The sequence below is a fragment of the Amycolatopsis orientalis DSM 43388 genome (assembly GCF_000411975.1).
Classification (GTDB): domain Bacteria; phylum Actinomycetota; class Actinomycetes; order Mycobacteriales; family Pseudonocardiaceae; genus Amycolatopsis; species Amycolatopsis orientalis_D.
In genome coordinates, this window is record NZ_ASXG01000073.1 from 92,649 (window position 1) to 114,355 (window position 21,707).

Genomic DNA, 21,707 nt, shown 5'->3' on the forward strand with positions numbered 1-21,707 from the left:
TTCTCACGACGGGGCCACACCGATGGCGCAGACTGGAAGCATGCGTCCACCGTTTCCGTACCTCGCCGACTCGCTCCCCCGCGCCTTCGCCCACCGCGGGTGGCACATCGGCGACCTGGAGGGGCTGGAGAACTCGCTGCCGGCGTTCCAGCGCGCGGTCGCCGAGGGGTATCGCTATCTCGAGACCGACGTGCATGCCACCTCCGACGGGGTGGTGGTCGTGCACCACGACGCGACGCTCGATCGCACGACGGACGGGCGCGGGGCGATCGCGACGCAGACGTGGGCGCAGCTCAAGGACGTCAAGATCGACGGCCGGGCGCCGTTGTCGCGGCTGGAGGATCTGTTCGAGGAGCTGCCGGACGCGTTTTTCAACATCGACGTGAAGGCCGACAGCGCGGTGGTCCCGTTCGTGCGGGCCCTGGAGCGGACCGGGGCGATCGACCGGGTCGCTGCGGCGTCCTTTTCGGACTCGCGGCTCGCGCGGCTGCGGAAGCTGGCCGGGCCGAAGCTGCTGACCGCGATGGGGCCGCGGTCGGCGTTCCTGCTGTGGGCGAACGGCTGGGCTCCGCTGCTGCCGATCAGCCGGTTCTCGGCGGGCTGGCTCGCGCAGGTTCCGGTGCGGCAGGGGCTGTTGAAGGTGGTGGACCAGGCGTTCGTGAAGTCGGCGGTGCGGCGCGGGTTCGAGGTGCACACGTGGACGATCGACGACGCGGACCAGATGCGGATGCTGCTGGACCTCGGCGTGCACGGGATCGTCACCGACCGGCCGGACGTCTTGCGCGACGTGCTGCGGGAGCGGGGTGCGTGGAAGTAGCGGACCGTTCCTGACCGCTACTGCAGGCAGGATCGACGGCGTGCCGAAGACGTCCGCGCGGCTGTTGTCGCTGCTTTCGCTGCTCCAGGCTCGGCGGGATTGGCCGGGCGCGCTGTTGGCCGAGCGGCTGGGGGTCAGTCCGCGCACGGTGCGCCGGGATGTCGATCGGTTGCGGGAACTGGGTTATCCGATCGTCACGACGAAGGGCCCGGACGGCGGTTACCGGCTGGACGCGGGTGCGCGGCTTCCTCCGCTGTTGTTCGACGACGACCAGGCGGTCGCGCTGGCGATCGCGTTGCGGGCGGCGACCGGGGCGGGGATCGAGGAGGCGGCCAAGCGGGCGTTGCAGACCGTGCGGCAGGTGCTGCCTGCGCGGCTGCGGCACCGCGTCGACGCGCTGACCTTCACAGCCGTCGAGCATCCCGCGCCCCCGGCGAATCCGCGCACGCTCGTCGCGTTGAGCGCCGCGGTACGCGCTCGGGAGGTGCTGCGGTTCGATTACGGCCCAGCGGATACGCCGCCTCGGCGGGTGGAGCCGCATCATCTCGTCACCTGGGGCCAGCGCTGGTACCTCGTCGCGTGGGATCTCGATCGCGAGGACTGGCGCATCTTTCGCGCGGACCGGATCGCGCCGCGCACGCCCACCGGGCCGAAGTTCGCCGACCGCGGGCTGCCTGATGTCGCCGCGTTCGTGGCCGCCCGGTTCCGCGGGACGGATTTGTCCGGGGAATGGCCCTGCCGCGGCGAGGTGATCCTGCGTCTCCCGGCGACGGAAGCGGCGAGCTACCTGCCGGACGCCGTCGTGGAGGCACTCGGGCCGGATCGGTGCCGGGTGAGCTTGGGGGCTTGGTCGTGGCGCGGGCTGGCCGCGTCGTGCGGCCGGGTCGACGCCGATGTCGAGGTCGTCGGCCCGGCCGAACTCGCCGAAGCGTTCCGGCAGCTCGCCGCGCGTTACGCGGCGGCGGGGCGGGTCAGCGCGGAGCCTTGCCTTCCCACGCGGCCTTCCACGTCTTCGGACCCAGCCGGCCCGAATCGTTGATGCCGTTGGCGCGCTGCAGGTCCAGGACCGCGGTGCGGGTCTTGTCGTAGTAGCAGCCGGTGCCGTTGAAGCCGTAGCCGAAGGCGTTCATCCGCAGCTGGAAGGTGCGCAGTGCGGGCGCGCAGTCGCCGTAGGCGTAGACGAGGCCGGGCCAGGCGGGGGTCGCGCCGGGCGGTCCGGGAGGCGGGGCGGGCTGCGGTTGGGGCGCGGGCGGGGTCGGAACTCCGCCGCCGCCGATGTAGGCGGCCTCTTCCCAGGAGGGGACGCGTTTGCTGCGCGCGTCGCCGTCGTTGGACAGGCCGAGCATGCCGCCGCATTCCCAGGGCTGCCAGCCGCGCATCCGGTACAGGTAGAGCGCGCGGTAGTCCTGCTCGCGGGGGCTGGCCTGGTCGGGGCGGCCCTGGCCGCCGACGCTGCGCCAGGTGGGGAGGTCGAACTGGTAGGCGCCGTAGTAGCCGTTGCCGGTGTTGATCGAGTAGCGGCCGCTCGACTCGCACATGCGGAGCTTGGCCCAGGTGCCGGAGGCGGGGTCCGCGGAGGCGGCGCCGGTGACGACGAGTTCCATGCCGAGGACGGCGACGACGAGCAGCAAGGCTCTCGCGGCGGCCCGTCTGGCAGTGCGAACGCGGTTGGTCATGCCACGCACACTAAGCACGCGGCTCATGGACCACAAGAGTCACACCACGCACAGCAGTCTCACATGACACGCCCGGATCTGCCCGTAGCGACACGCCCGGGCCGGCGTGTCGCGCGTTTCTCCGCACGGCGTGGCGGGAACCGGAAGCGACGAACCGGACACGGTTTGCCCCCTTCGGCGGTGCCGACCGGGCCCGCGCCAGTAATGTCCGCCGCGACCTGGAGATTCGCGACCGAACGAGGAGCCGTGGATGACGCTGGCCGAGGCCCGGGACAGCAAGCGGGAACGGTGGGGCTGGTACTTCTACGACTGGGCCAACTCGCCGTTCTATTCGTCGGTGACGACGGTGTTCGGGGCGCTGTACATGAGCACTGTGGCGGCCGCGGACGCGAAGCAGAACATCACCCTTAACGGGGACAGGGCTTGCCTCAACGCTGCCGGCGCGGACGACAAGCTCAACCACTGCGACGTGTCGCTGTTCGGGCTCCACTTCCCTGCCGGTTCGCTGTGGGGCTACCTGCTGTCGGTGGCGACGGTGGTGCAGGTCCTGGTGTTGCCGATCGCGGGCGCGGTGGCCGACCGCAGCCGCAACAAGCGCAAGATCCTCGGCGGGTTCGCCGTGCTGGGCGCGGCGGCGTCGGCGCTGATGTTCTTCATGGCCGGTTCGGACTGGCAGCTGGGCGCGGCGATGTTCGTCCTCGCGAACATCGGCTACGGCGGATCGCTGGTCGTCTACTACTCGTTCCTGGTGGACATCGCGACGCCGGACGAGCGCGACGACGTGTCGGCGAAGGGCTGGGCGTTCGGGTATCTCGGCGGCGGGCTCGCGCTCGCCTTGCAGCTCGCCTTCTACCTCAGCCGCGAGTCCCTCGGCGTCGACACCGGGCTCGCGGTGCGGATCTGCTTCCTCACCTCGGGCATCTGGTGGGCCGTCTTCACCGTCCCGACGCTGCGACGGCTTCCCCGCGTCCACGTGCCGGCCGCGACTCAGCGCGGGGTTTCGGTGCTGCGGGCCGGTTTCCGCGAGCTCCGCCAGACGCTCGGCGAGGCGAAGGCGTATCCGCTCACGCTCGCCTTCCTCGGCAGCTACCTGCTCTTCGCGGACGGGATCAACACTGTCGTCACGGTCTCGGCGCAGTACGGGAAGGACGAGCTGCGGTTCTCCGACGAGGTGTTGATCATCACGGTGCTGGTGATCCAGTTCCTCGCCTACGCCGGCGGCGTGCTGCACGGACTGCTCGCGCGCCGCCTGGGCGCGAAACGGACGATCTTGGTCAGTCTCGTGCTGTGGGTCGTGGTGCTCGGCGGGGCGTACTTCGTGCAGCCGAAGCAGCCGCTGCAGTTCTTCGCCGTGGCGATCGGCATCGGGCTGGTGCTGGGCGGGACGAACGCGCTGGCCAGGTCGCTGTTCAGCCAGATGATCCCAGCCGGGAAGGACGCGCAGTACTACTCGCTCTACGTCGTCGGCGAGAAGGGCACGTCGTGGCTGGGGCCGCTGGTGTTCGCCGGCGTCGGGCAGGCGACCGGGTCGTTCCGGCTGGCGATCGTCGCGCTCGTGGTGTTCTTCGTGCTCGGGTTCGCGTTCGTCGCGCTCGTGCCGGTGCGGCGCGCGATCGCGGCCGCCGGCAACCGTCCGCCGGAGGTGCTGTGAGGCCCCGATAGGGTCGGTCGTCGTGACCGCTGCAGACGACGTTGCGCTCGACGACGACCCCACCGACGCGCTTTCCGCGGCCCCGCCCGCCGGAGCCCGGCGCAACGGTCCCGCGCGGGGGCGGCTGAAGTTCTGCTACGGCCCGATGGACTGCGGGAAGTCGACGCTCGCGCTGCAGATCGACCACAACCACGCGCGCCAGGGCCGCCGCGGCCTGGTCCTGGTCCGGCACGACCGGTCCGGCGCGCCGCAGATCACCAGCCGGATCGGCATCGTCCGGCGGGCGACCGAGGTCGGAACCGGCACCGACATCCGGGACCTGGTGCGCGAGCAGTGGGCGCGCGGGCAGCACGTGGACTACGTGATCGTGGACGAGGCGCAGTTCCTCTCCCCCGCGCAGGTCGACCAGCTCGCCGAACTCGCCGACGAGGCGGGCATCGACGTTTACTGCTTCGGCATCGCGACCGACTTCCGCTCCCGGTTGTTCCCGGGAGCCGCGCGGCTGTTCGAGATCGCCGACGAGCTCCAGCCGGTCCAGGTCGAGGTGCTGTGCTGGTGCGGGCTGCCCGGCCGGTTCAACGCGCGGGTGCGCGACGACGTGATTCTCCGCGAGGGCGACACCGTTGTGGTGGCGGATACCGAACACTCTGTAGTTGAATCTTCAGCTTCAGCACGGTCTGATGCCGAAACGGTCACGGTCCGTTATCAGGTACTGTGCCGTCGCCACTTCCGGTCCGGGGATCTGGGACCCGCCGCCGCCCAGCACGGTCAGTTACGGTTGTCCTAGCGCTAACCTAACTAGCCCGACTGGGGGATATCCGCACTAAGAAGGCGGTATCCGCGTCACGTCAGAGGGCGAAACGACTCCCTCTGGAGGAAGCTGAAGACCACGGGTGACGCAGCTCATCGTGAGCAGTGACATGGCGTGCCGGGAATCTCTCGGGCACTGTGTTCGTTGCATAGGGTGAGCATCACCCTGGCTCCACCCGGAGCTGACTGAAAGGAATCCCACTATGGCCGACCGTGTTCTCCGTGGAAGCCGGCTGGGAGCGGTCAGCTACGAGACCGACCGCAATCACGACCTCGCTCCGCGCCGTACCGTGCGCTACTCCTGCCCCAAGAACCACGAGTTCGAGGTGCCGTTCTCCGACGACGCCGAGATCCCGACGGTGTGGGAGTGCCGCCTGCACGGCAGCGAATCCGAGATCGTCGACGGCGGGCAGCCCGAGCAGAAAAAGGTCAAGCCCCCCAGGACGCACTGGGACATGCTGCTGGAGCGCCGCTCCATCCCCGAGCTCGAGGACCTGCTGAACGAACGTCTCGCCGAGCTCAAGGGACGCCGGACCAGCCGGTCCGCTTGAGCCTCGGCCAGTAGCTGGCTCCCACCACCGAACAGGAACGGCCCCCGCGACCTCCCCCCGCGGGGGCCGTTCCGCGTCCGCGGCGGGTTTCGGCGCCGGCTCAGGACGTTTTCACGGGCGTCCGCCGCCCTTCCGCTGCGTACCGCCGGGCAGCGAACCACACCGCGAACGCGCACGCGGCGAACGCCGCGCCCACGACGGCAGAGCCGGTCCAGCCCGCCGCGGCGAACGCGGTGGTCGTCGCGGCCGCGCCCAGGGCGGAGCCGAGCGAGTAGAAGATCATGTAGCCGCCGATGACGCTGCTGGTGCGATCGGGATGCGCTGCGGTGAGCAAGTGCTGGTTGCTGACATGCACCGCCTGCACCGCGAAATCGAGCGCCAGCACGCCCAGGGCCAACAGCCACAGCGACGGCTGTCCGATCGCGAGCCACGACACTGTCAGCAGGATCAGCGCGCCGCCGGTGACGAGGCTCGCGCGTCCGCGGTCGGCCCAACGTCCGGCGCGGGCGGCGCCGAGGGCACCGGCCAGGCCGACCAATCCGAACAACCCGATCTGCGCGGTGCTCAGGCGCCACGGGTCCCCGGCGAGAGGCAGCGACAGGCCGCTCCACAGCGTGCCGAACGACGCGAACAGGAAGAACGCGATCAGGCCCCTCGAGAGGAACAGCGGCTCGCGAAACCGGCCGCCGAGCGAAGCCAGCACGTCCCGGTACGTGGTGCCGGCGCGGCGCGGATCCGGCGGCATCGTCTTGAGCACCAGCCCGGCGAGCGTCGCGAGCAGCACGGCGAGCGCGACATAGACGCTGCGCCAACCCCAGAGGCCGGCCAGTGCCCCGGCGGCGACCCGGGCGCCCAGGATGCCGATCACCACGCCGGAGGTCACGACGCCGAGAGTGCGCCCGCGTTCGTCCGAAGTGGACAGAGCGGCGGCATAGGCGACGGTCGTCTGCACGACCACCGCGAACAGGCCCGCGAGCACGAGCCCGGTCAGCAGCAGCCAGGTGTGCGTCGCGACCGCGGCCAAGCCGGCGCCGACTGCGGTGAGCAGCAGGTGCGCGGCGATGAGTGCGCGGCGGTCGACGAGATCGCCCAGCGGGACCAGCGCGGCGAGCCCGGCCAGGTAGCCGAGCTGCCCGGCGGCGACGACCCAGCCCAGGCCGGCCTCCGGCAGGCCGAGGTCCCTGCCGATCTCGGCCAGAACCGGCTGAGCGGCGTAAATGCTCGCGACGGCGACCGCGCACACCGCGGCGAACACCGTCCGGCGGCCCGTGGTCAGGCCCATGACTCCCCCAATCAGTAGCGAATTGCAACCAATCGCACCGTACGGCAGAATGGTTTCAAAGAGCAACTCATCGAGGAGGCAGCCGATCGTGGGCGAGAACCCGGCCTGGACCGACCCGTCGTGCCCGGTGGCCCGCACCCTGGACCTCGTCGGCGACCGGTGGAGCCTGCTGATCGTGCGCGACGCGATGGACGGCGCGCGGGCGTTCACCGACTTCCAGCAGCGGACCGGCATCGCGCGCAACATCCTCGCCGACCGGCTGCGCCGCCTGGTCGACCGCGGCGTCCTCGACCGGCGGACCGCCGAGTCGGGCAAGCGGCAGGTCTACTCGCTCACCGCCGCGGGACGGGACCTGTTCACCGTCGTCGTCGCCCTCCGCCAGTGGGGCGAGCGGCACGCCTTCTCCCCCGGCGAAGACCACTCCGTGCTCGTCGACGAGGCCGGGCGGCCGATCCCGCCGCTCCGGCCGGTCGCGGCCAGCGGTGCGCCGGTCGGCGTCGAGACGACCTCGGTGCGCAAAATCTGACTCCCGCTCGCCCCTTGTCTGGGCGACGCGACAGCCTTACAGTCAACGTACTGCTTGATAAAGGGATCGGTTGATAAAGATGTCCGTTGACAACGTAGAGGACCGGCTGGACCGGGCGTTCACCGCGCTGGGCGACCCGATCCGGCGCGCGCTGATCGCCCGGCTCTCGCGCGGCGAAGCGACGGTGAACGAACTGGCCGAGCCGTTCCCGGTGACGAAGCAAGCCGTCTCACGGCACGTCCAGGTGCTGGAGGCGGCCGGGCTGATCACGCGCAGCCGCGACGGCCAGCGCCGCCCGTGCCATCTCAACGCGGCCGCTCTCGAAGAGCTGACCAGCTGGATCGACACCTACCGGCTGAACCGCGAACGCGACTTCCGCCGCCTCGACAGCCTTCTCGAAGAGACCAAGGAGCAGGACCGATGAACCCGACCACCATCACCGCCCAGCCCGGCAGCCCGTTCATCGAGGTCGTCCGCGAGTTCGACGCGACGCCCGCCCGGCTGTTCCGCGCCTACACCGACCCCGACCTGGTCACCCGCTGGCTCGGCCCGCGCGACATCGAGATGCGGATCCTCGAATTCGCCGCGCATTCCGGCGGGGCGTACCGCTACGTGCACGTGGACCCCGACGGCGGCGAGCACGTGTTCCGCGGCGTCTTCCACGCGGTGGACACCGCCGAACGGATAGTCCAGACCTTCGAGTACGAGGGCGCGCCGGGCCAGGTCAGCCTGGAAACCCTGGTCTTCGAGGACCTCGGCGGCCGGACGCGGCTGCGGACCCGGTCGGTGTTCCCGAGCGTCGAGGCCCGCGACGCCATGGTCGCGAGCGGGATGGAGCGCGGGATCCGCGATTCGATGGACCGGCTCGACGAACTCTCGCGCGACACGGGCCAGCCGGGAGCGAGCCGGGTGGTCGTGGACATCTCGATGTCGCTGGACGGCTACGTCACCGCTCCGGGAGCCGGTCCCGAACACGGGCTCGGCATCGGCGGCGAACCGCTGCACGCCTGGGTGTCCGACCCGACGCCGCGCGACTCGGAGATCCTGCACCGCTCGTTCGCCGACACCGGCGCGGTGGTCATGGGCCGCGCCATGTTTGACGTCGTCGACGGCCCGCACGGCTGGGCCGACGAGGACGGCTACGGCGAGGACCGGATCCCCGCGCCGCCGGTGTTCGTGGTCACCCACTCCCGGCCCGGGAAAGTCCGGCTGGGCGAACGGTTCCGGTTCGTCACCGACGGCCTGGAGAGCGCGGTCGAGCAGGCCCGGGCGGCCGCGGGCGGCAAGGACGTCACCGTGGGCGGCGGCGGGTCGATCGCGTCGCAGGTGCTGTACGCCGGGCTGGCGGACGTGCTGCGGATCCACCTCGCGCCGATCGTCCTCGGCGACGGAACCCCGTTGTTCCCCAAGGGAGCTCCCGCGCCGGTGCGGCTGGAGCCGCTCGGTGCGGTGTCGACGCCGGGCGCCGAGCACCTCACCTACCGCGTCCTGGACTGAAGAACCGTCAGCCTCGGCCCAGCAGCCTTTTCAGCTGGGCCAGGCGGCGTTGCACGCCCCACTCCGCGACCCGGAAGAACGCCTCGGACATGATGCCGCCGCTCATCTTCGACACGCCGATCTCCCGGTCGGTGAAGGTGATCGGCACCTCGACGATGTCGAATCCGGCGTCCGCGGTGCGGCGCGTGAGGTCGATCTGGAAGCAGTAGCCGTGCGAGGCGACCTCGTTCAGCGCCAGCTTCTCCAGGACCGGACGCCGGTACGCGCGGAACCCGGCGGTCATGTCCGCGACCTTGATGCCCAGCGCGATCCGCGAGTAGAGGTTCGCCCCGCGCGAGAGCAGCGTCCGGCGCAGCGGCCAGTTCACCGTGCTCCCGCCGGGCACGTACCGCGACCCGATGGACAGGTCCGAGTCGCGGACGGCGTCCAGCAGCCGGGGCAGGTCCTCCGGCGCGTGCGAACCGTCGGCGTCCATCTCCACGAACGTCGCGTAGCCGCGCTCCAGCCCCCAGTGGAACCCGGCGATGTAGGCCTTGCCGAGGCCTTCCTTCGCGGTGCGGTGCAGCACGTGCACCCGCTTGTCCGCGGCCGCGCGCTCGTCGGCGAGCTCGCCGGTGCCGTCCGGGCTGCCGTCGTCGACGACGAGCACGTCGACGTCCGGGAGTGCCTTGTGGAGCCGGTCCAGGACCGGGCCGAGGTTGTCCCGCTCGTTGTACGTCGGGATCACCACCAGCACCGGTTCGATCGTTTCGGCCCCCCGAGGCGCCTGCGCCATCCGTGTCCTCCGCATCCGGCGGGTCAGCCCGCCGCTTCCCCTGCTGTGGTCCCCGTTGTCGAGGCCGGCACTGCCGTGCCGCGCCGGGTGCGAAAACGGAGCACGAACCCGCCGGCGACACCCGCGATCGCCAACGCCAGCAGTCCGTACTCCGTCCACGCACCGATTCGATCCGACAGCGTAGTCTGCGTGCGCAGCGGCACGCGCCCGACCAGGGCATCCGCCGTGAAAAGCCCGGTGGAGCTGGTGATCGTTCCGTCCGGGGCGACGAGCGCGCTCACCCCGGACACCGCCGACACCACCACCGCGCGCCCGTGCTCGACCGCGCGCAGCCGCGCCATGGCCAGCTGCTGGTAGCTCATCTCCCCCGGCCCGTACCACGCGTTGTTGGTCGGCACGACGAGCAGCTCGCCGCCCGCGTTCGTCGCGTCGCGCGCGGGAGCGTCGAACGCCGACTCGTAGCAGACGAACACCCCGACCTTCGTGCCCGCGACCGACAGCGCGGCGTTGGAGCCGTCGCCGGGACGCATGTCGAGGGTGTCGTCGACGAACGGCGTCACCAGCCGCGCGATGGCGCGGGCGGGCACGTATTCGCCGAAGGGCACGAGGTCCTTTTTGACGTAGCGCTGCCCCGGGCCGGTCTTCGGGTCCCAGACGACCGCGGAGTTCTCCGCCGCACCGTCCGGCGTGCGCACGAGCGCGCCGATGATCGCCGGGCTCCCGAAGGCCGACACCATCTGGTCGACGCCCGGATCGTCGCCGTCCAGCGGGGTCGAGGTTTCCGGCCACAGCAGCAGGTCCGGCTTCGGGGCCTGTCCTGATTGGACTTTCTGCAGCAGGCGGGCGCTCTCGGCGAGGGCGTTCGCGCGCAGCACCCCGCGCTGTCCCTGGAGCGCTAGCCCGATGTCCGGGGCGTTTCCCTGCACCGACGCGACGGTGAGCGAACCGTTCTGCGCTTCGGTGCCGATCGTCGGCCACCACGCGAGCCCGGCCGCCGCGGGGAGCACGGTGAACACGGCCGGCCACACCAGCGCGCGGTCCCAGGCCTTGCGCGTGTGCCACAGCCGGGCGATCAGCGCGGCCAGGCCGAAACCGGTGAGCACGACGGCGAAACCGACCAGCGGCGCGCCGCCGACCGAGGCGAGCGACAGGAACGCGCCCTCGGGCTGGCTGAACGCGACCCGGCCCCACGGGAATCCGCCGAGCGGGAACCAGGTGCGCGGCGTCTCCAGCGCGACGAACACGAGCGCGCCCCAGAGCGGCGCCAGCGGCAGCCGCGCCACGACCCGGATCAGCCATCCGGCGAGTCCGAAGTAGAGCGACAGCGCGAACGACAGCGCCAGCCACGGCAGCGGCCCGAAGTCGCGGCCGAGGAAGTCCTGCAGCCACACCAGCAGCGGCACGAAGAACGCCATGCCGAACACGAATCCGTACCCGAACGCGCCGCGGAACGACCGTCCGCGAAGGACGAGAGCGAACGCGGCGAACGCGAGCGGGGCCAGCCACCACAGCGGGCGCGGCGCGAAGCTGAGGTAGTAGCCGTAGCCGGTCGCCGCCGTCACCGCGACGCGCGCGAGCCAGGGCTTCCACGCCCGCTTTCGCTTGGTCTTGTGCGGAACGCCCGATTCGGCGTCCGCCACGCTCACTGCCACACCCGGAACTCTAAGCGGACGGCGTGAACTCGTCGTAGATGACCGTGCCGCCGCGGACCGTGCGCAGGCAGCGCGGCAGCGGCGTGCCCGGTTCCAGCCTCGGCAGCGGCGGCACGCCCGAACGCGGGTCGGTGGACCAGCGCTGCACGCGGCTGTCGGCGGTCGCGACGACGAGGTCGGCCGCGTCCCAGATCGCGTAGTGCGCCGGCGCGCCGGGGACGAGGCTTCCGGTCACTCCGTCGTTGACGCCGGCCGCGCGGTGTCCGGCGCGCGTGTGCGCGGTGAACGCGGCGCGGGCGGAGAGCCGCGCCTCGGGGGTGTGGTGGTGCACGGCCGCCCGGACCGCCGCCCACGGGTCGACCGCGCACACCGGAGCGTCGCTGCCGAAGGCGAGCACGACGCCTTCCGCGGCGAGCTGCGCGAACGGGTTCAGCGCTGCGGCCCGGGCGCCGAGACGTTCCGCGTACATGCCGGAGTCGCCGCCCCAGGCTTCGTCGAACAACGGCTGCACGGACGCGACGACGCCCCATCCGGCAAGTGCGCGCGCCTGGTCCGCGGTCACCATCTCCAGGTGCTCGAGCCGGTGGTGCCGCGCCGCGAGCGCACGCTGGCCGACCTGCTTCTCGGCGAGCCGGAACCCTTCGACCACCTCGCCGACCGCGGCGTCGCCGATGACGTGGAAACCGGCCTGCAATCCGGCTTCGGTGCAGGCGACGAGGTGATCGGCGATGACCCCGGCGTCGGCGTAGAGGGAACCGGAGGCGCCCGGCTCGTCCGAGTACGGCGCGGTCAAGGCCGCGGTGCGGGAGCCGAGGGCGCCGTCGACGAACAGGTCTCCGGCGAGCCCGTGCGCGCCGAGGCGGCGGGCGGTGTCGAAGCCGTTCAGTTCGCCCCAGTAGCCGACGACCTCGGGCAGGGCCGGATCGGCCAGCGCGAGGAGGTCGGCGAAGTCTTCCTCGCCGGAGATGTCCGGGCCCGCGCATTCGTGGACCGACACGATGCCCCGCGCGGCGGCCGTCGCGAGGAACGCGCGCTGCGCGGCCTGGCGCTGGGCGCGGGTGACCGCGTCGCGGGCCGCTCCCCGGACGAGATGGTGCGCGGCGCGGGTGAGCGGGCCGTCAGCGGACCATCCGGCGGCGGCCTCGACGCCGGGCGCGAGTGTGGCCAGCGCGCTCGACACGAGAGCGGAGTGGACGTCGACGCGGCTCAGGTAGACGGGGGTGTCCCCGGCGGCGGCGTCGAGTTCTGCCCGGCTCGGCAGCCGCTGCTCGGTCCAGGACGACTCGTCCCAGCCGTGCGCGAGCAGCACTTGCCCGGGAACGACGGCGTCGCGCACCGCGGCGAGCAGTTCGCCGGAGCTGCGGACCGCGGTCAGGTCGAGCCCGGTCAGGTGCAGCCCGGTGGAGGTCGCGTGCACGTGCGCGTCCACGAACGCCGGCGCGACGAACGCCCCGTCCAGGTCGACGACCTCGGCGTCCGGATGCAGCGCGCGGGCCGGGGCGTCCTGGCCGACCCACACCACGGTGCCGCCGGAGACCGCCATCGCGGTCGCGTCCGGGGAGGACGGGGTGTAGACGCGGCCGCCGAGCAGGAGCGTGGTGCTGTCGTTCACTCCCCGAGTCTCCCGCCTGGTCTTCCGACCAGGGCAGACCGGGTCGTCGGGCAGAAAGATTTACGGCGGACTAACGTTATGGCAGGATATTTTTACGCGTTCCCGACGACTTGGAGTACAGATGACTGCGATCCAGGAACCTGTGCCGACTGCCGCCGCCTTCGACCAGCCGTACGAGTACGTCCGCGCCGAGTTGGTGGAACCCGACTGGCGCCGCTTCCCCGGCTGGCACGACGTGACCGAGGCAGAGTGGCGGGACGCCCAATGGCAGCGCGTGCACTGCGTGCGCAACGTCAAGCAGCTGCGAGCCCTGATGGGCGACCTGCTGGAAGACCGGTTCTACGAGGACCTGCTCGCCGACCAGCGCGAAATGGCCACCATGTCGATGCTGCTGCCGCCGCAGATGATCAACACGATGGCCCCGCACGCGGGCACCGACCCGGCGAAGGTCACCGAGGCGTTCTACGCCGACCCGATCCGCCGCTACATGCTTCCCGTGCGCAGCGACCGGCACCCGGTGTGGCCCAGCCACCCGCACGCCGAACGGGACTCGCTGCACGAGGCCGAGATGTGGGTGGTCGAGGGGCTCACCCACCGCTACCCGACGAAGGTGCTGGCCGAGATGATCTCGACCTGCCCGCAGTACTGCGGGCACTGCACCCGGATGGACCTCGTCGGCAACTCGACCGAGCAGGTCGAGAAGCACAAGCTCGCGCTCAAGCCGGTCGACCGGCAGGACGCCATGATCGACTACCTCAAGCGCACCCCCGGCGTCCGCGACGTGGTCGTCTCCGGCGGCGACGTGGCGAACGTTCCGTGGCCGCAGCTGGAGTCTTTCCTGATGCGCCTGATGGACATCGAGACCGTGCGCGACATCCGCCTCGCCACCAAGGCCCTCGCCGCGCTTCCGCAGCACTGGCTCCAGCCGAAGGTGACCGAAGGCCTGCAGCGAGTCGCGCTGACGGCTCAGGCGCGCGGGGTGAACCTGGCGATCCACACGCACGTGAACCACGCGCAGTCGGTGACGCCGCTCGTCGCGGAAGCGGCGCGGACGGCGTTGCAGGTCGGGGTGCGCGATGTGCGGAACCAGGGCGTGCTGATGCGCGGGGTCAATGCCACTCCGGCGGCGCTGTTGGATCTTTGCTTCGCGTTGCAGGGCGAGGCCAACATCCTGCCGTACTACTTCTACATGTGCGACATGATTCCGAATGCGGAGCACTGGCGGGTGGCCGTGTGGGAAGCGCAGGAATTGCAGCACTCGATCATGGGGTATTTGCCGGGGTACGCGACGCCGCGGATTGTGTGCGACGTTCCCTACGTCGGGAAGCGGTGGGTGCACCAGCTCGCCGAGTACGACCGGGATCTGGGGATTTCGTACTGGACGAAGAACTACCGGACCGGGATCGAGCACGAGGATCCGGAGGCGTTGCAGCGGAAGTACCCGTATTACGACCCGATCCAGACGCTGCCCGAGGCCGGGCAGAAGTGGTGGGGCGAGCAGCGGGACCGCTGATCCCGTTTGTCCGCGGCCGGGTGGCGGATCCGCGGTCGACGGCCGACCGTCACCCGGCTCCGCGCCCTGCCGTGGACGAGCCGCGCCGTGGCAGAAGACCGGTTCCGGCGAAACACCCGGAGCGACCTGGTCGACGGTAGTCGGCATTTTCGCCGTCCCCGGACCGGGCCGGATCTCACGATGATCGTTTCATGTTCCGCCGCCAGACCGCCGTCCTGCTGGGTGCCATCGCTCTTTTCGCCGCCGCGTGTTCGTCGCCGCCCGACATCGCTCCCCCGCCGCTCAGCGGGTCGTTGATAGTGGCTGGCAAGGACCAGGCCGGGCAGCCTGCGGTGTGGCGGGTGGCCGAAGGGGCCACGACGCCGCTGCTGACCGGGAACACGGCACCGCAGCTGCCTGCCGTGGCGCTGTCGCCGGACGGCCGGACCCTCGCCTACGTCAACCGCGCCAGCCGGATCGTGCTGCACGACGTCAGTGCCGGGACCGAGATCGTCGCCGAAGCGTCGGTGACCAGTCCGCTGTGCGTGACCTGGGCGCCCGACAGCGCGCACGTCGCGATCACCGCCGAACAAGGGGTCTACACCGCCGACCGCAAGGGTGCCGTGGCCGGTCTCGTCACCCGGCCCAGCGGCAGTTACCGCGAGACCGGGCCCGGCTCCTCCGGTCAGTACCGGGACGTCGTGTCCGGGATGACGTGCGCCCTCTGGGGCGACCCGGACACGGTGCTGCTCAGCCGCTACAACGGCGATCTGCCCTCGGTGATCCCGGACAGCAGCGGCGCGCTCGCGCCGAACACGACAGTCGTCGGCCGCGTCAGCACCGGCGCTGTCCAGGACCTGCCCGAGAAGGAAGACCTGCTGAACACCTGCCAAGGGCACGTGCTGCTGCACCGGGCACCCGATCCGGTCGTGGTCGGCCCGACGCTCCTCGCGGACGCCTCCGACCTGTCGCACACCACCGAAGTGCCGCTGGGCCGCAGCGACGACGTGTGGTTCTTCCAGCCGGGAACCTGTGCGCTCGTGGTCGTTTCGCACCCGGGCGACGAGGACAGCTACGACCGCACCGTCAAGCTGCTCGACCCGGTCACCGGGCAGGAACGCAGTTCCCGCACGCTGCCGATCGCGCTGGGCGGGGACAGCGGGATCGGCGAACCTGCCGGCCGCACCATGTTCGTCCCGTCACCGGCGCCCGGCGCGCTCGCCACGGCGTACGCGGACCGCAACACCCACCAGCTGATCGTGGCGGACCTGGCCACCGGCGGCACCCGCCGTCTGGACGGGCCGTGGAGCGAGGCCACCGAGGTGCTCGGCTGGACTCCCGGCGCGCGGTAGGACCCCGGCTGCTGCGACCGCAGCTCACCGGTCAACCGGTCCGGCGGGATCGATCGCCCCGTTCCACCGGCTCACCCCCGAGTACCGCCGCCGGTGGCCTGGTCGCCGTACGGCCGCCGATCGCGCACAGGGCGGCGGCGAAGGCGAAAACCGTTGCCTCGTAAGTCATCCCGTGCCACAACGCGCCGCTCGCGGTCGCGGCCGGTGCGGCGTAGGCCATCCCGGCGAACGTGACGCCCAACGTCCCGCCCAGTTGTTGCGCCGTGGGAAGCAGGCCGGAAACCGAGGTCGCCGCCTCGGGGCGCGCCCTGGCGATGATCCGGGTGAAGGCCGACGCGGTGAACACCCCGAAAGCGACTCCGCCGGCGCACAACGCGAGCCAGTACAACCAGAGCAGGTCGTCGTCGCCGAGGAGTACCGGGACGGCGACCGACACCAGTCCCATCGCGAGCGAGGAAGCGGCGAGCGCCCGGGGGCCGAGCCGCCTGTTGCCGGCGATCCGGCTCCCGGCCAGCGCTCCGACGGCGTACGGGGTGAGGCTCAGCCCGGTCTGCAGCGGACTCCAGCCCTTGACGGCCTGCAGATGCATCGACAGCAGCAGGGTGAAAGACGGCACGCCCGCGTTGAACACCAGCACGGCGACCAGCCCCCGCCGCGTCGCCGGTTCGGACCACGTGGACGGTTGCACAAGCGGATCTGCCGCCCGGCGCTGGGAATGCACGAAACCGGTCAGCGACGCCGCGGCCAGCGCCAGGCTCGCCCAGGTCCAGGGCAGCCACCCGGTCTCGCGTCCCATGGCCAGCGGGAACACCAGCAGGGCGAACCCCAGCAGGCTCAGCGCCGCACCGGCCGGATCGACGCGCTGGGGTTCGCGTCCGCCGCGGACGGACGGCAGCGCGGGAGAGAACGCGAGGGCGGCGATCCCGACCGGAACGACCGCCAGCATCGCGGCCCGCCAGCCCAGTCCCAGCGGATCCAGCTGGGTCAGCACGCCGCCGAGCACCGGGCCGGCGAGCGAGGCCGCCGCCATCGTCGCGCCGAAGGCGCTCAGCGCGGCGGGACGGCGGTCCGCGGGCACCGCCGACTGGATGATCGACAGGATCTGCGGCGCCATCAGACCGCTGCCGAAACCCTGCAGGGCGCGCGCGGCGATCAGCACCCACGCGTCCGGCGCGGCAGCCGCCCCGATCGAGGCGGCGGTGAACAACGCCATCCCGGTGACGAACATCCGGCGGTAGCCGTACTTGTCCCCCAGCCGCGCGGAGACGATCAGCGAACAGGCGTAGGTGAGGGTGTAGGCGGCGAGAACCAGCTGGGTCTCCGCCGCCCCGGCGCGCAGGTCCCGCTGGACGTCCACCACGCCGACCTGCATGACCGTGACGCTGAACAACTGCACGAAGGTGCCGGAGAGCACGATCGGCAGCAGCAGCCGGCGGGAGGGCGGCGAAAGACGCACCGCGCTCATCGGCCGGACCGGTCCAGGGCGACCGCGGTGAGCGTCGCCGCCAGCTCGTCCGGCCGGGTCGCGAACGGGGAATGGCCGCCCGGCAGGGAGTGCACGCGGAACGGATTCTCCGGCGTCAGCAGGTCCGCCTCGGCGATCATCAGGTCCTGAGTCGCCGGCGGCAGGGCGAGATCGTCGGTCAGCCGCAGGTAGGCGCGGGGAATCCGGCCCCAGCGCGCCGCGGACACCGGGACCGGCGTGGTGAAGTTCGCGAACGGGAGGTCGGGGTGCAGGAACTGCCGCCACGAATCCGGGCTGCCGGCGGGGAGATCGCTGAGGAACGCCCGGCGGATGCCCTCGGTGACCGCCGGGTCCGCGGAGAGCGGGTTGATCCGGATCGCGCCGAGTTCGGCCGGATCGCCGACCGGCGGGATCCGGACCGCCCCCGCGTTCTGCTCCGCTTCGATGTAGTCGGCGAACCGGGGCCGTCCCGCCGGCACGAACGAGGACAGATAGACCAGCCGGTCGACGAGTTCCGGCGCCTGCTCCGCGGCGCCGGACGCGGCCGAACCGCCGGCGCTGTGCGCGACCAGGACGACGTTCCGGTACCGGGTGCGGGCATTGCCGAGCGCGTCGAGCACGACGTCGACGCTGTCCTGCATGGTCACGCCGTGCAGAGCCGACTTTTCGCTGGCGAAACCGGGCTGGCCAGGCAGGAAGTACCCGCTGGGGACCGGCGCGCCGAGCCCGCTGCCGGGCAGGTCCACGGCGACGCTGGCGACGCCGTGCCGCGCGAGTGCGCGCTGCGTCGACGTCCAGTGCGAGGCGGAATGCCAGGCGCCGTGCACGAGCAGGAGGACGGTCTCGGACGAGGAGGGTCGGGTCACTGGAGATCCTTCGGAAGCGTCGATCACGGACCTCTCCACCGCACACCGGTGCCGGCGCGTTATCCATCGCTATATCTCACGTGGGGCCGCGTGATACTTCGCAGGTATCGTGACCGCCGTGGAAGCCCGTCATCTCCGGTACGCGTTGGCCCTCGCCGAGCATCAGCACTTCGGCCGCGCCGCTGCCTCCTTGGGCATCGCCCAGCCGCCGTTGTCGACGCAGATCGCCGCGCTCGAGCGCGAAGTCGGCGAACGGCTTTTCGACCGAACCGCGCGCGGCGTGCTGCCCACGGCCGCCGGGGACGCGTTCCTCGCCAGGGCGCGCAGCGCGCTCGCCGAGATGAGCCTCGCGCTGATCGACGCGGGCCGCGCGGCGCGCGGGGAGACCGGGCGGCTGCGGCTCGGGTTCATCGGGTCCGCGCTGCTCGATCCGCTGCCGGGGGTGATCGGCCGGTTCCGCCGGACCCATCCGGACGTTCGGATGACCCTGCAGGAGCTGGACAGTTCCGCCGGGTCCGCCGCATTGCTCGCGGGCGAGCTGGATGTGGCGGTCGGACGGGGCAGCCCCCGCGGGACCGGCGCGGAGCAGCTGGTCACCGTGCCCATCGGTTCCGACCACCTGGTGGCCGCGGTTTCGGCGGGGCATCCCTTCGCCGGCCGCCAGTCTGTCGACGTCGCGCAAATCGCCCGCGAGCCGCTCGTGGTCAGCGCGGACGCGGCCGGCTCCTATCTCCGGTCGATATTCGAGCCCGCCGTCCTCGACGGGGCCACCCTGGCGCGCGACATCCACACGATCGCCGGGCTGGCCGCCTGCTCCGCGGGGGTCGGCCTCGGTCCGGAACGGATGCGGCTGATCGCTCGCAAGGACATCCGGTTCTGCGCCGTCGAGCCGCGGTTCCGGCTGCCGGATCTGCAGATGTCTTTCCGGGCGGCCGATTCCTCGCCGGTGCTGGCCGCTTTCCTTTCGGTGGTCCGGCAGAACTGCGCCGACGTCGGCAGCCGGCTCGACGACCTCCTCGCCCGGCATCCGGCTGCCACTGGGCGGCAGCCGGCGCTTGGCGCCTCGTGACCGGTCCGGCGACACTGGAACACTCGCTCGCCGCAAGGGAGAAACATGCCACGGCCGCTCGAGTCGGTGCGACTGGACGACGTCGACCTGGCCTATCGGATCGCCGGCACCGGGCCGGAACTGGTCGTCCTGGTGCACGGCTGGCCGCAAACGCACGCCTGCTGGCGCCGGGTCGTCGAACCGCTCAGCCGGTGCCGCACCGTCGTCGCCCCGGATCTGCGCGGTTACGGCGCCTCCGGACTGGCCCGCTCGGGCGACTACGGCAAACGCGCCGCCGCCGCCGACCTGAGCTCTCTGGTCCACCGCTTGGGGTTCGAATCGGCGGTGGTGATCGGGCACGACCGCGGCGCCCGTGTCGCGCACCGCTGGGCACTCGACCGCCCCGCGGACGTCAAAGCGCTTGCCCTGCTGGACATCCTGCCGACCAGAGTGGTCATGAACTCGTTCGACCGCGGCTCCGCGAGCGCGATGTGGCACTGGTTCTTCCACCGGAATTCGGAGCTGGCGGCGAAACTGGTCTCCGGCGACGTCGAGGCGTACCTCGGCCAGTTCCTCGCCCGGGTCCGCGAAACCGGCGCCGTCGACGAGGAAACCTTCCGGCATTACGTCGAAGCGTTCGACGACCCGGCGCGGCTGCACGCGTCCTTTGAGGACTACCGCACCAGTTTCTCCGTCGATCTCGATCGCGACGAGACAGACCACGCCGCGGGCGCACGGGTGCAGGCGCCGCTGCTGCTCCTGTGGGGCGCCGACGGCGGTCTCGCCGGACGCGACGTGGTGCGCGTCTGGCAAGAACACCATGTCGATCCCGCCGCGGTGCGCGGGCACGCGGTCCCCGGCGGTCACTACGTTCCGGAGGAAGCGCCGGAAGCGGTCGTGGACGCCGTCCAGGCGTTCCTGGCGTGATGGCGGGCAACGGGGCGGCACCGGGACGAAGCGTCTCCAGCAAACTGCTGGCAGTGCTCGGCTGTTTCGACCTCGGCCGCCCGGCGTTGACGCTGACCGAGATCGCCGAACTGTCCGGGCTGCCGTTGTCCACGGCCCGGCGGCTCATCGGCGAACTCGTCGCCTGGGGCGGCCTGGAACGCGCGCCGGACCAGCGATACCGGGTCGGAATCCGCTTGTGGCAAGTGGGATCCCTGGCACCCCGCCGGCGCGCGCTGAGCGAGGCCGCGTTGCCGTTCATGCAGGACCTGTGCGCGGCGACCGGAGAGAACGTGCAGCTGACCGTGCTCGACGGGCACGCCGCCATGTGCATCGAGAAGATCTCCGGCAGGCGCGCGGTGCCCACCGCGACCCGGATCGGCGGGCGGCTGCCTCTGCACGCGACCGGGGTCGGCAAGGTGCTGCTCGCCTTCTCCCCTCCCGCCCTGCTCGAGGAAATCGTCGACGACGGCCTGCCGGTTCTCACGCCGCACACGATTGTCGCGCCCGGACGCCTCGTCGCGGCACTGGACCTCGTGCGCGAGCACGGCCTCGGGTATTCCTGTCAGGAGATGACGCTGGGGGCGGTGTCCGTTGCCGCGCCGATCCTCGACGCGGCCGGTGCGGTCTGCGGCGCGCTCGGCATCGTGACCCATTCCCGCGCTGCCCTGCGGCAGCTCGCTCCCGCGGTGCGCGCCGCCGCTCTCGGGGTTTCCCGCCGTTCCGGCTGACCGGCGCGGCTGCCATCCAGCGGCAGCCGTCGCTGGGCCGCCGCCGCTGTCCGGGCCACGATGAGTCCACGGGGAACGGCGAACGAGAGGAACACCGATGCGTGCGGACACCGAAGACCGGCTCGCGATCCGCGAACTCGTCGAGAACTGGGCGGTCTGGCGCGACGCGGGGAACTGGGAGCGATTCGCCACCGTCTGGCACCCGGTCGACGGGTGGATGACCGCGACCTGGTTCCAGGGCCCGGCATCGGAGTTCATCGCGGCGAGCCGGGAGGGTTTCGAGCGCGGAGTCTCGATTCTGCACTTCCTGGGCGGGCATTCCGCGGACATCGCGGGCGACCGCGCGGTGGCGCAGACGAAGATGACCATCAACCAGCGGGCGGTGATCGACGGGGTCGAAGCGGACGTGGTGTGCACCGGGCGTTTCTACGACTTCTGCGCCCGATCCGACGGGGCGTGGAAAATCGTCCGGCGCCAGCCGGTCTACGAGAAGGACCGGCTCGACGTCGTCGACCCGGGCGCGCGGCTGGAGCTGGATCCGGAGCTGCTCGCGCGGTTCCCGGCCGGCTACCGTCATCTCGCCTACGCGCAGACGAAAGCGGGCTTCACGGTGAAGACCGGGCTGCCGGGGCTGACCGGCGCCGCTGTCGAGCGGCTCTACGAGGAGGGCGCGAACTGGCTTGCCGGTTCCGCCGCGGCGTTCAGCCGGTGAACTCGTAAGTCGGATCGGCCCGGTAGCGCCGGGCGGTTTCCCGCAGGCAGCCCAGCAACACGTCGCCGTACTTCAGGTCCAGGCCGGCCCAAGCGGCCCACGTCCGCATCCAGTGCTCGGGACGCTCCGGGTGCAACGGAATCCATCGCCAGGCGGGGAACCACTTGCGGGCCGAGGGCGCGCCGATGAGACACCCTCTGTCAACCTCAGGCCGCCGAGGGAGGCTGGTGGGCTTGCTGCCGGTTGC

Annotated in this window: 22 protein-coding genes; 14 read left to right on the top strand and 8 right to left on the bottom strand. The window is 71.5% G+C overall.

The window, feature by feature from the left end; translation table 11 throughout:
• Positions 1-40 precede the first annotated feature (40 nt).
• Both L942_RS13230 and L942_RS13235 read left to right on the top strand, forming a co-directional pair.
• Positions 41-817: a glycerophosphodiester phosphodiesterase gene (locus L942_RS13230; protein WP_037359614.1), complete on the top strand. Its 777-nt coding sequence runs from the start codon at positions 41-43 to the stop codon at positions 815-817.
• 40 nt (positions 818-857) lie between these two features.
• Positions 858-1,856, top strand: a complete 999-nt coding sequence (locus tag L942_RS13235; protein WP_037359617.1) for a helix-turn-helix transcriptional regulator — start codon at positions 858-860, stop codon at positions 1,854-1,856.
• On the opposite strand, the gene L942_RS13240 is transcribed toward L942_RS13235, so the two are convergent.
• Entirely contained in the window at positions 1,789-2,493 is a 705-nt protein-coding gene (locus L942_RS13240; RefSeq protein ID WP_051165916.1) for a transglycosylase family protein, read from the bottom strand. The two genes, L942_RS13235 and L942_RS13240, sit on opposite strands and share 68 nt — an antisense overlap.
• 250 nt (positions 2,494-2,743) lie before the next feature.
• Here L942_RS13240 and L942_RS13245 point away from each other — a divergent pair, with 250 nt between their 5' ends.
• The 3 genes from L942_RS13245 (at position 2,744) to L942_RS13255 (ending at position 5,505) form a co-directional block, all read left to right on the top strand.
• The gene (locus L942_RS13245; RefSeq protein WP_037359623.1) at positions 2,744-4,144 is read left to right on the top strand and encodes an MFS transporter; all 1,401 of its coding nucleotides are present in this window, start codon (positions 2,744-2,746) and stop codon (positions 4,142-4,144) included.
• Positions 4,145-4,166: 22 nt separating this feature from the next.
• The gene (locus tag L942_RS13250; protein WP_037359625.1) at positions 4,167-4,931 is read left to right on the top strand and encodes a thymidine kinase; all 765 of its coding nucleotides are present in this window, start codon (positions 4,167-4,169) and stop codon (positions 4,929-4,931) included.
• A gap of 226 nt (positions 4,932-5,157) precedes the next feature.
• Positions 5,158-5,505 (top strand): RNA polymerase-binding protein RbpA, encoded by a 348-nt coding sequence (locus L942_RS13255; protein ID WP_009078445.1) that lies wholly within the window; start codon positions 5,158-5,160, stop codon positions 5,503-5,505.
• A 100-nt stretch (positions 5,506-5,605) separates the two neighbouring features.
• On the opposite strand, the gene L942_RS13260 is transcribed toward L942_RS13255, so the two are convergent.
• Positions 5,606-6,787 (bottom strand): MFS transporter, encoded by a 1,182-nt coding sequence (locus L942_RS13260; RefSeq protein WP_037359628.1) that lies wholly within the window; start codon positions 6,785-6,787, stop codon positions 5,606-5,608.
• Between the two features lie 49 nt (positions 6,788-6,836).
• Here L942_RS13260 and L942_RS13265 point away from each other — a divergent pair, with 49 nt between their 5' ends.
• From L942_RS13265 to L942_RS46000, 3 genes are all read left to right on the top strand, one after another.
• Positions 6,837-7,313 carry a winged helix-turn-helix transcriptional regulator gene (locus L942_RS13265; RefSeq protein WP_051165917.1) on the top strand — a complete coding sequence of 159 codons (477 nt, stop codon included), beginning with the start codon at positions 6,837-6,839 and terminating at the stop codon, positions 7,311-7,313.
• Positions 7,314-7,392: 79 nt separating this feature from the next.
• Positions 7,393-7,737 (top strand): ArsR/SmtB family transcription factor, encoded by a 345-nt coding sequence (locus L942_RS13270; protein ID WP_037359631.1) that lies wholly within the window; start codon positions 7,393-7,395, stop codon positions 7,735-7,737.
• Positions 7,734-8,810: an SRPBCC domain-containing protein gene (locus L942_RS46000; RefSeq protein WP_037359634.1), complete on the top strand. Its 1,077-nt coding sequence runs from the start codon at positions 7,734-7,736 to the stop codon at positions 8,808-8,810. The genes L942_RS13270 and L942_RS46000 overlap by 4 nt, the downstream gene beginning before the upstream one ends.
• Before the next feature lie 7 nt (positions 8,811-8,817).
• On the opposite strand, the gene L942_RS13280 is transcribed toward L942_RS46000, so the two are convergent.
• Genes L942_RS13280 through L942_RS13290 form a run of 3 tightly spaced genes read right to left on the bottom strand, consistent with a single transcriptional unit; the run spans position 8,818 to position 12,849 of the window.
• Positions 8,818-9,585, bottom strand: coding sequence for a polyprenol monophosphomannose synthase (locus L942_RS13280; protein ID WP_037359638.1), 768 nt, complete (start codon positions 9,583-9,585; stop codon positions 8,818-8,820).
• Positions 9,586-9,608: 23 nt separating this feature from the next.
• Positions 9,609-11,237, bottom strand: coding sequence for an apolipoprotein N-acyltransferase (gene lnt / locus L942_RS13285; RefSeq protein ID WP_037359641.1), 1,629 nt, complete (start codon positions 11,235-11,237; stop codon positions 9,609-9,611).
• Positions 11,238-11,247: 10 nt separating this feature from the next.
• Positions 11,248-12,849 (bottom strand): amidohydrolase, encoded by a 1,602-nt coding sequence (locus L942_RS13290; protein ID WP_037359644.1) that lies wholly within the window; start codon positions 12,847-12,849, stop codon positions 11,248-11,250.
• 121 nt (positions 12,850-12,970) lie between these two features.
• Here L942_RS13290 and L942_RS13295 point away from each other — a divergent pair, with 121 nt between their 5' ends.
• Positions 12,971-14,362, top strand: a complete 1,392-nt coding sequence (locus tag L942_RS13295; RefSeq protein ID WP_037359645.1) for a KamA family radical SAM protein — start codon at positions 12,971-12,973, stop codon at positions 14,360-14,362.
• A 191-nt stretch (positions 14,363-14,553) separates the two neighbouring features.
• Positions 14,554-15,693, top strand: coding sequence for a TolB family protein (locus L942_RS13300; protein WP_037359648.1), 1,140 nt, complete (start codon positions 14,554-14,556; stop codon positions 15,691-15,693).
• 31 nt (positions 15,694-15,724) lie between these two features.
• Here the strand turns inward: L942_RS13300 and L942_RS13305 are convergent, their stop codons facing one another.
• Both L942_RS13305 and L942_RS13310 read right to left on the bottom strand, forming a co-directional pair.
• Complete coding sequence (locus tag L942_RS13305; RefSeq protein WP_051165918.1) at positions 15,725-17,158, bottom strand: MFS transporter; 1,434 nt, start codon at positions 17,156-17,158, stop codon at positions 15,725-15,727.
• On the bottom strand, positions 17,155-18,024 hold the full coding sequence (locus L942_RS13310; RefSeq protein ID WP_037359651.1) for an alpha/beta fold hydrolase: 870 nt from the start codon (positions 18,022-18,024) through the stop codon (positions 17,155-17,157). Before L942_RS13310 ends, L942_RS13305 begins: the two co-directional genes overlap by 4 nt.
• Positions 18,025-18,142: 118 nt before the next feature.
• Here L942_RS13310 and L942_RS13315 point away from each other — a divergent pair, with 118 nt between their 5' ends.
• From L942_RS13315 to L942_RS13330, 4 genes are all read left to right on the top strand, one after another.
• The gene (locus L942_RS13315) at positions 18,143-19,093 is read left to right on the top strand and encodes a LysR family transcriptional regulator (protein WP_037359693.1); all 951 of its coding nucleotides are present in this window, start codon (positions 18,143-18,145) and stop codon (positions 19,091-19,093) included.
• 45 nt (positions 19,094-19,138) lie between these two features.
• A complete protein-coding gene (locus L942_RS13320; RefSeq protein WP_037359654.1) occupies positions 19,139-19,999 on the top strand; it encodes an alpha/beta fold hydrolase in 861 nt (286 codons plus the stop codon).
• Positions 19,999-20,748, top strand: coding sequence for an IclR family transcriptional regulator (locus tag L942_RS13325; RefSeq protein ID WP_037359695.1), 750 nt, complete (start codon positions 19,999-20,001; stop codon positions 20,746-20,748). The genes L942_RS13320 and L942_RS13325 overlap by 1 nt, the downstream gene beginning before the upstream one ends.
• Before the next feature lie 97 nt (positions 20,749-20,845).
• The gene (locus tag L942_RS13330; protein ID WP_037359656.1) at positions 20,846-21,460 is read left to right on the top strand and encodes a nuclear transport factor 2 family protein; all 615 of its coding nucleotides are present in this window, start codon (positions 20,846-20,848) and stop codon (positions 21,458-21,460) included.
• Here the strand turns inward: L942_RS13330 and L942_RS45355 are convergent.
• Positions 21,450-21,707, bottom strand: a 258-nt coding sequence (locus L942_RS45355; RefSeq protein ID WP_235079070.1) for a hypothetical protein, incomplete at its 5' end; no start/stop codon positions are given. The genes L942_RS13330 and L942_RS45355 overlap by 11 nt on opposite strands.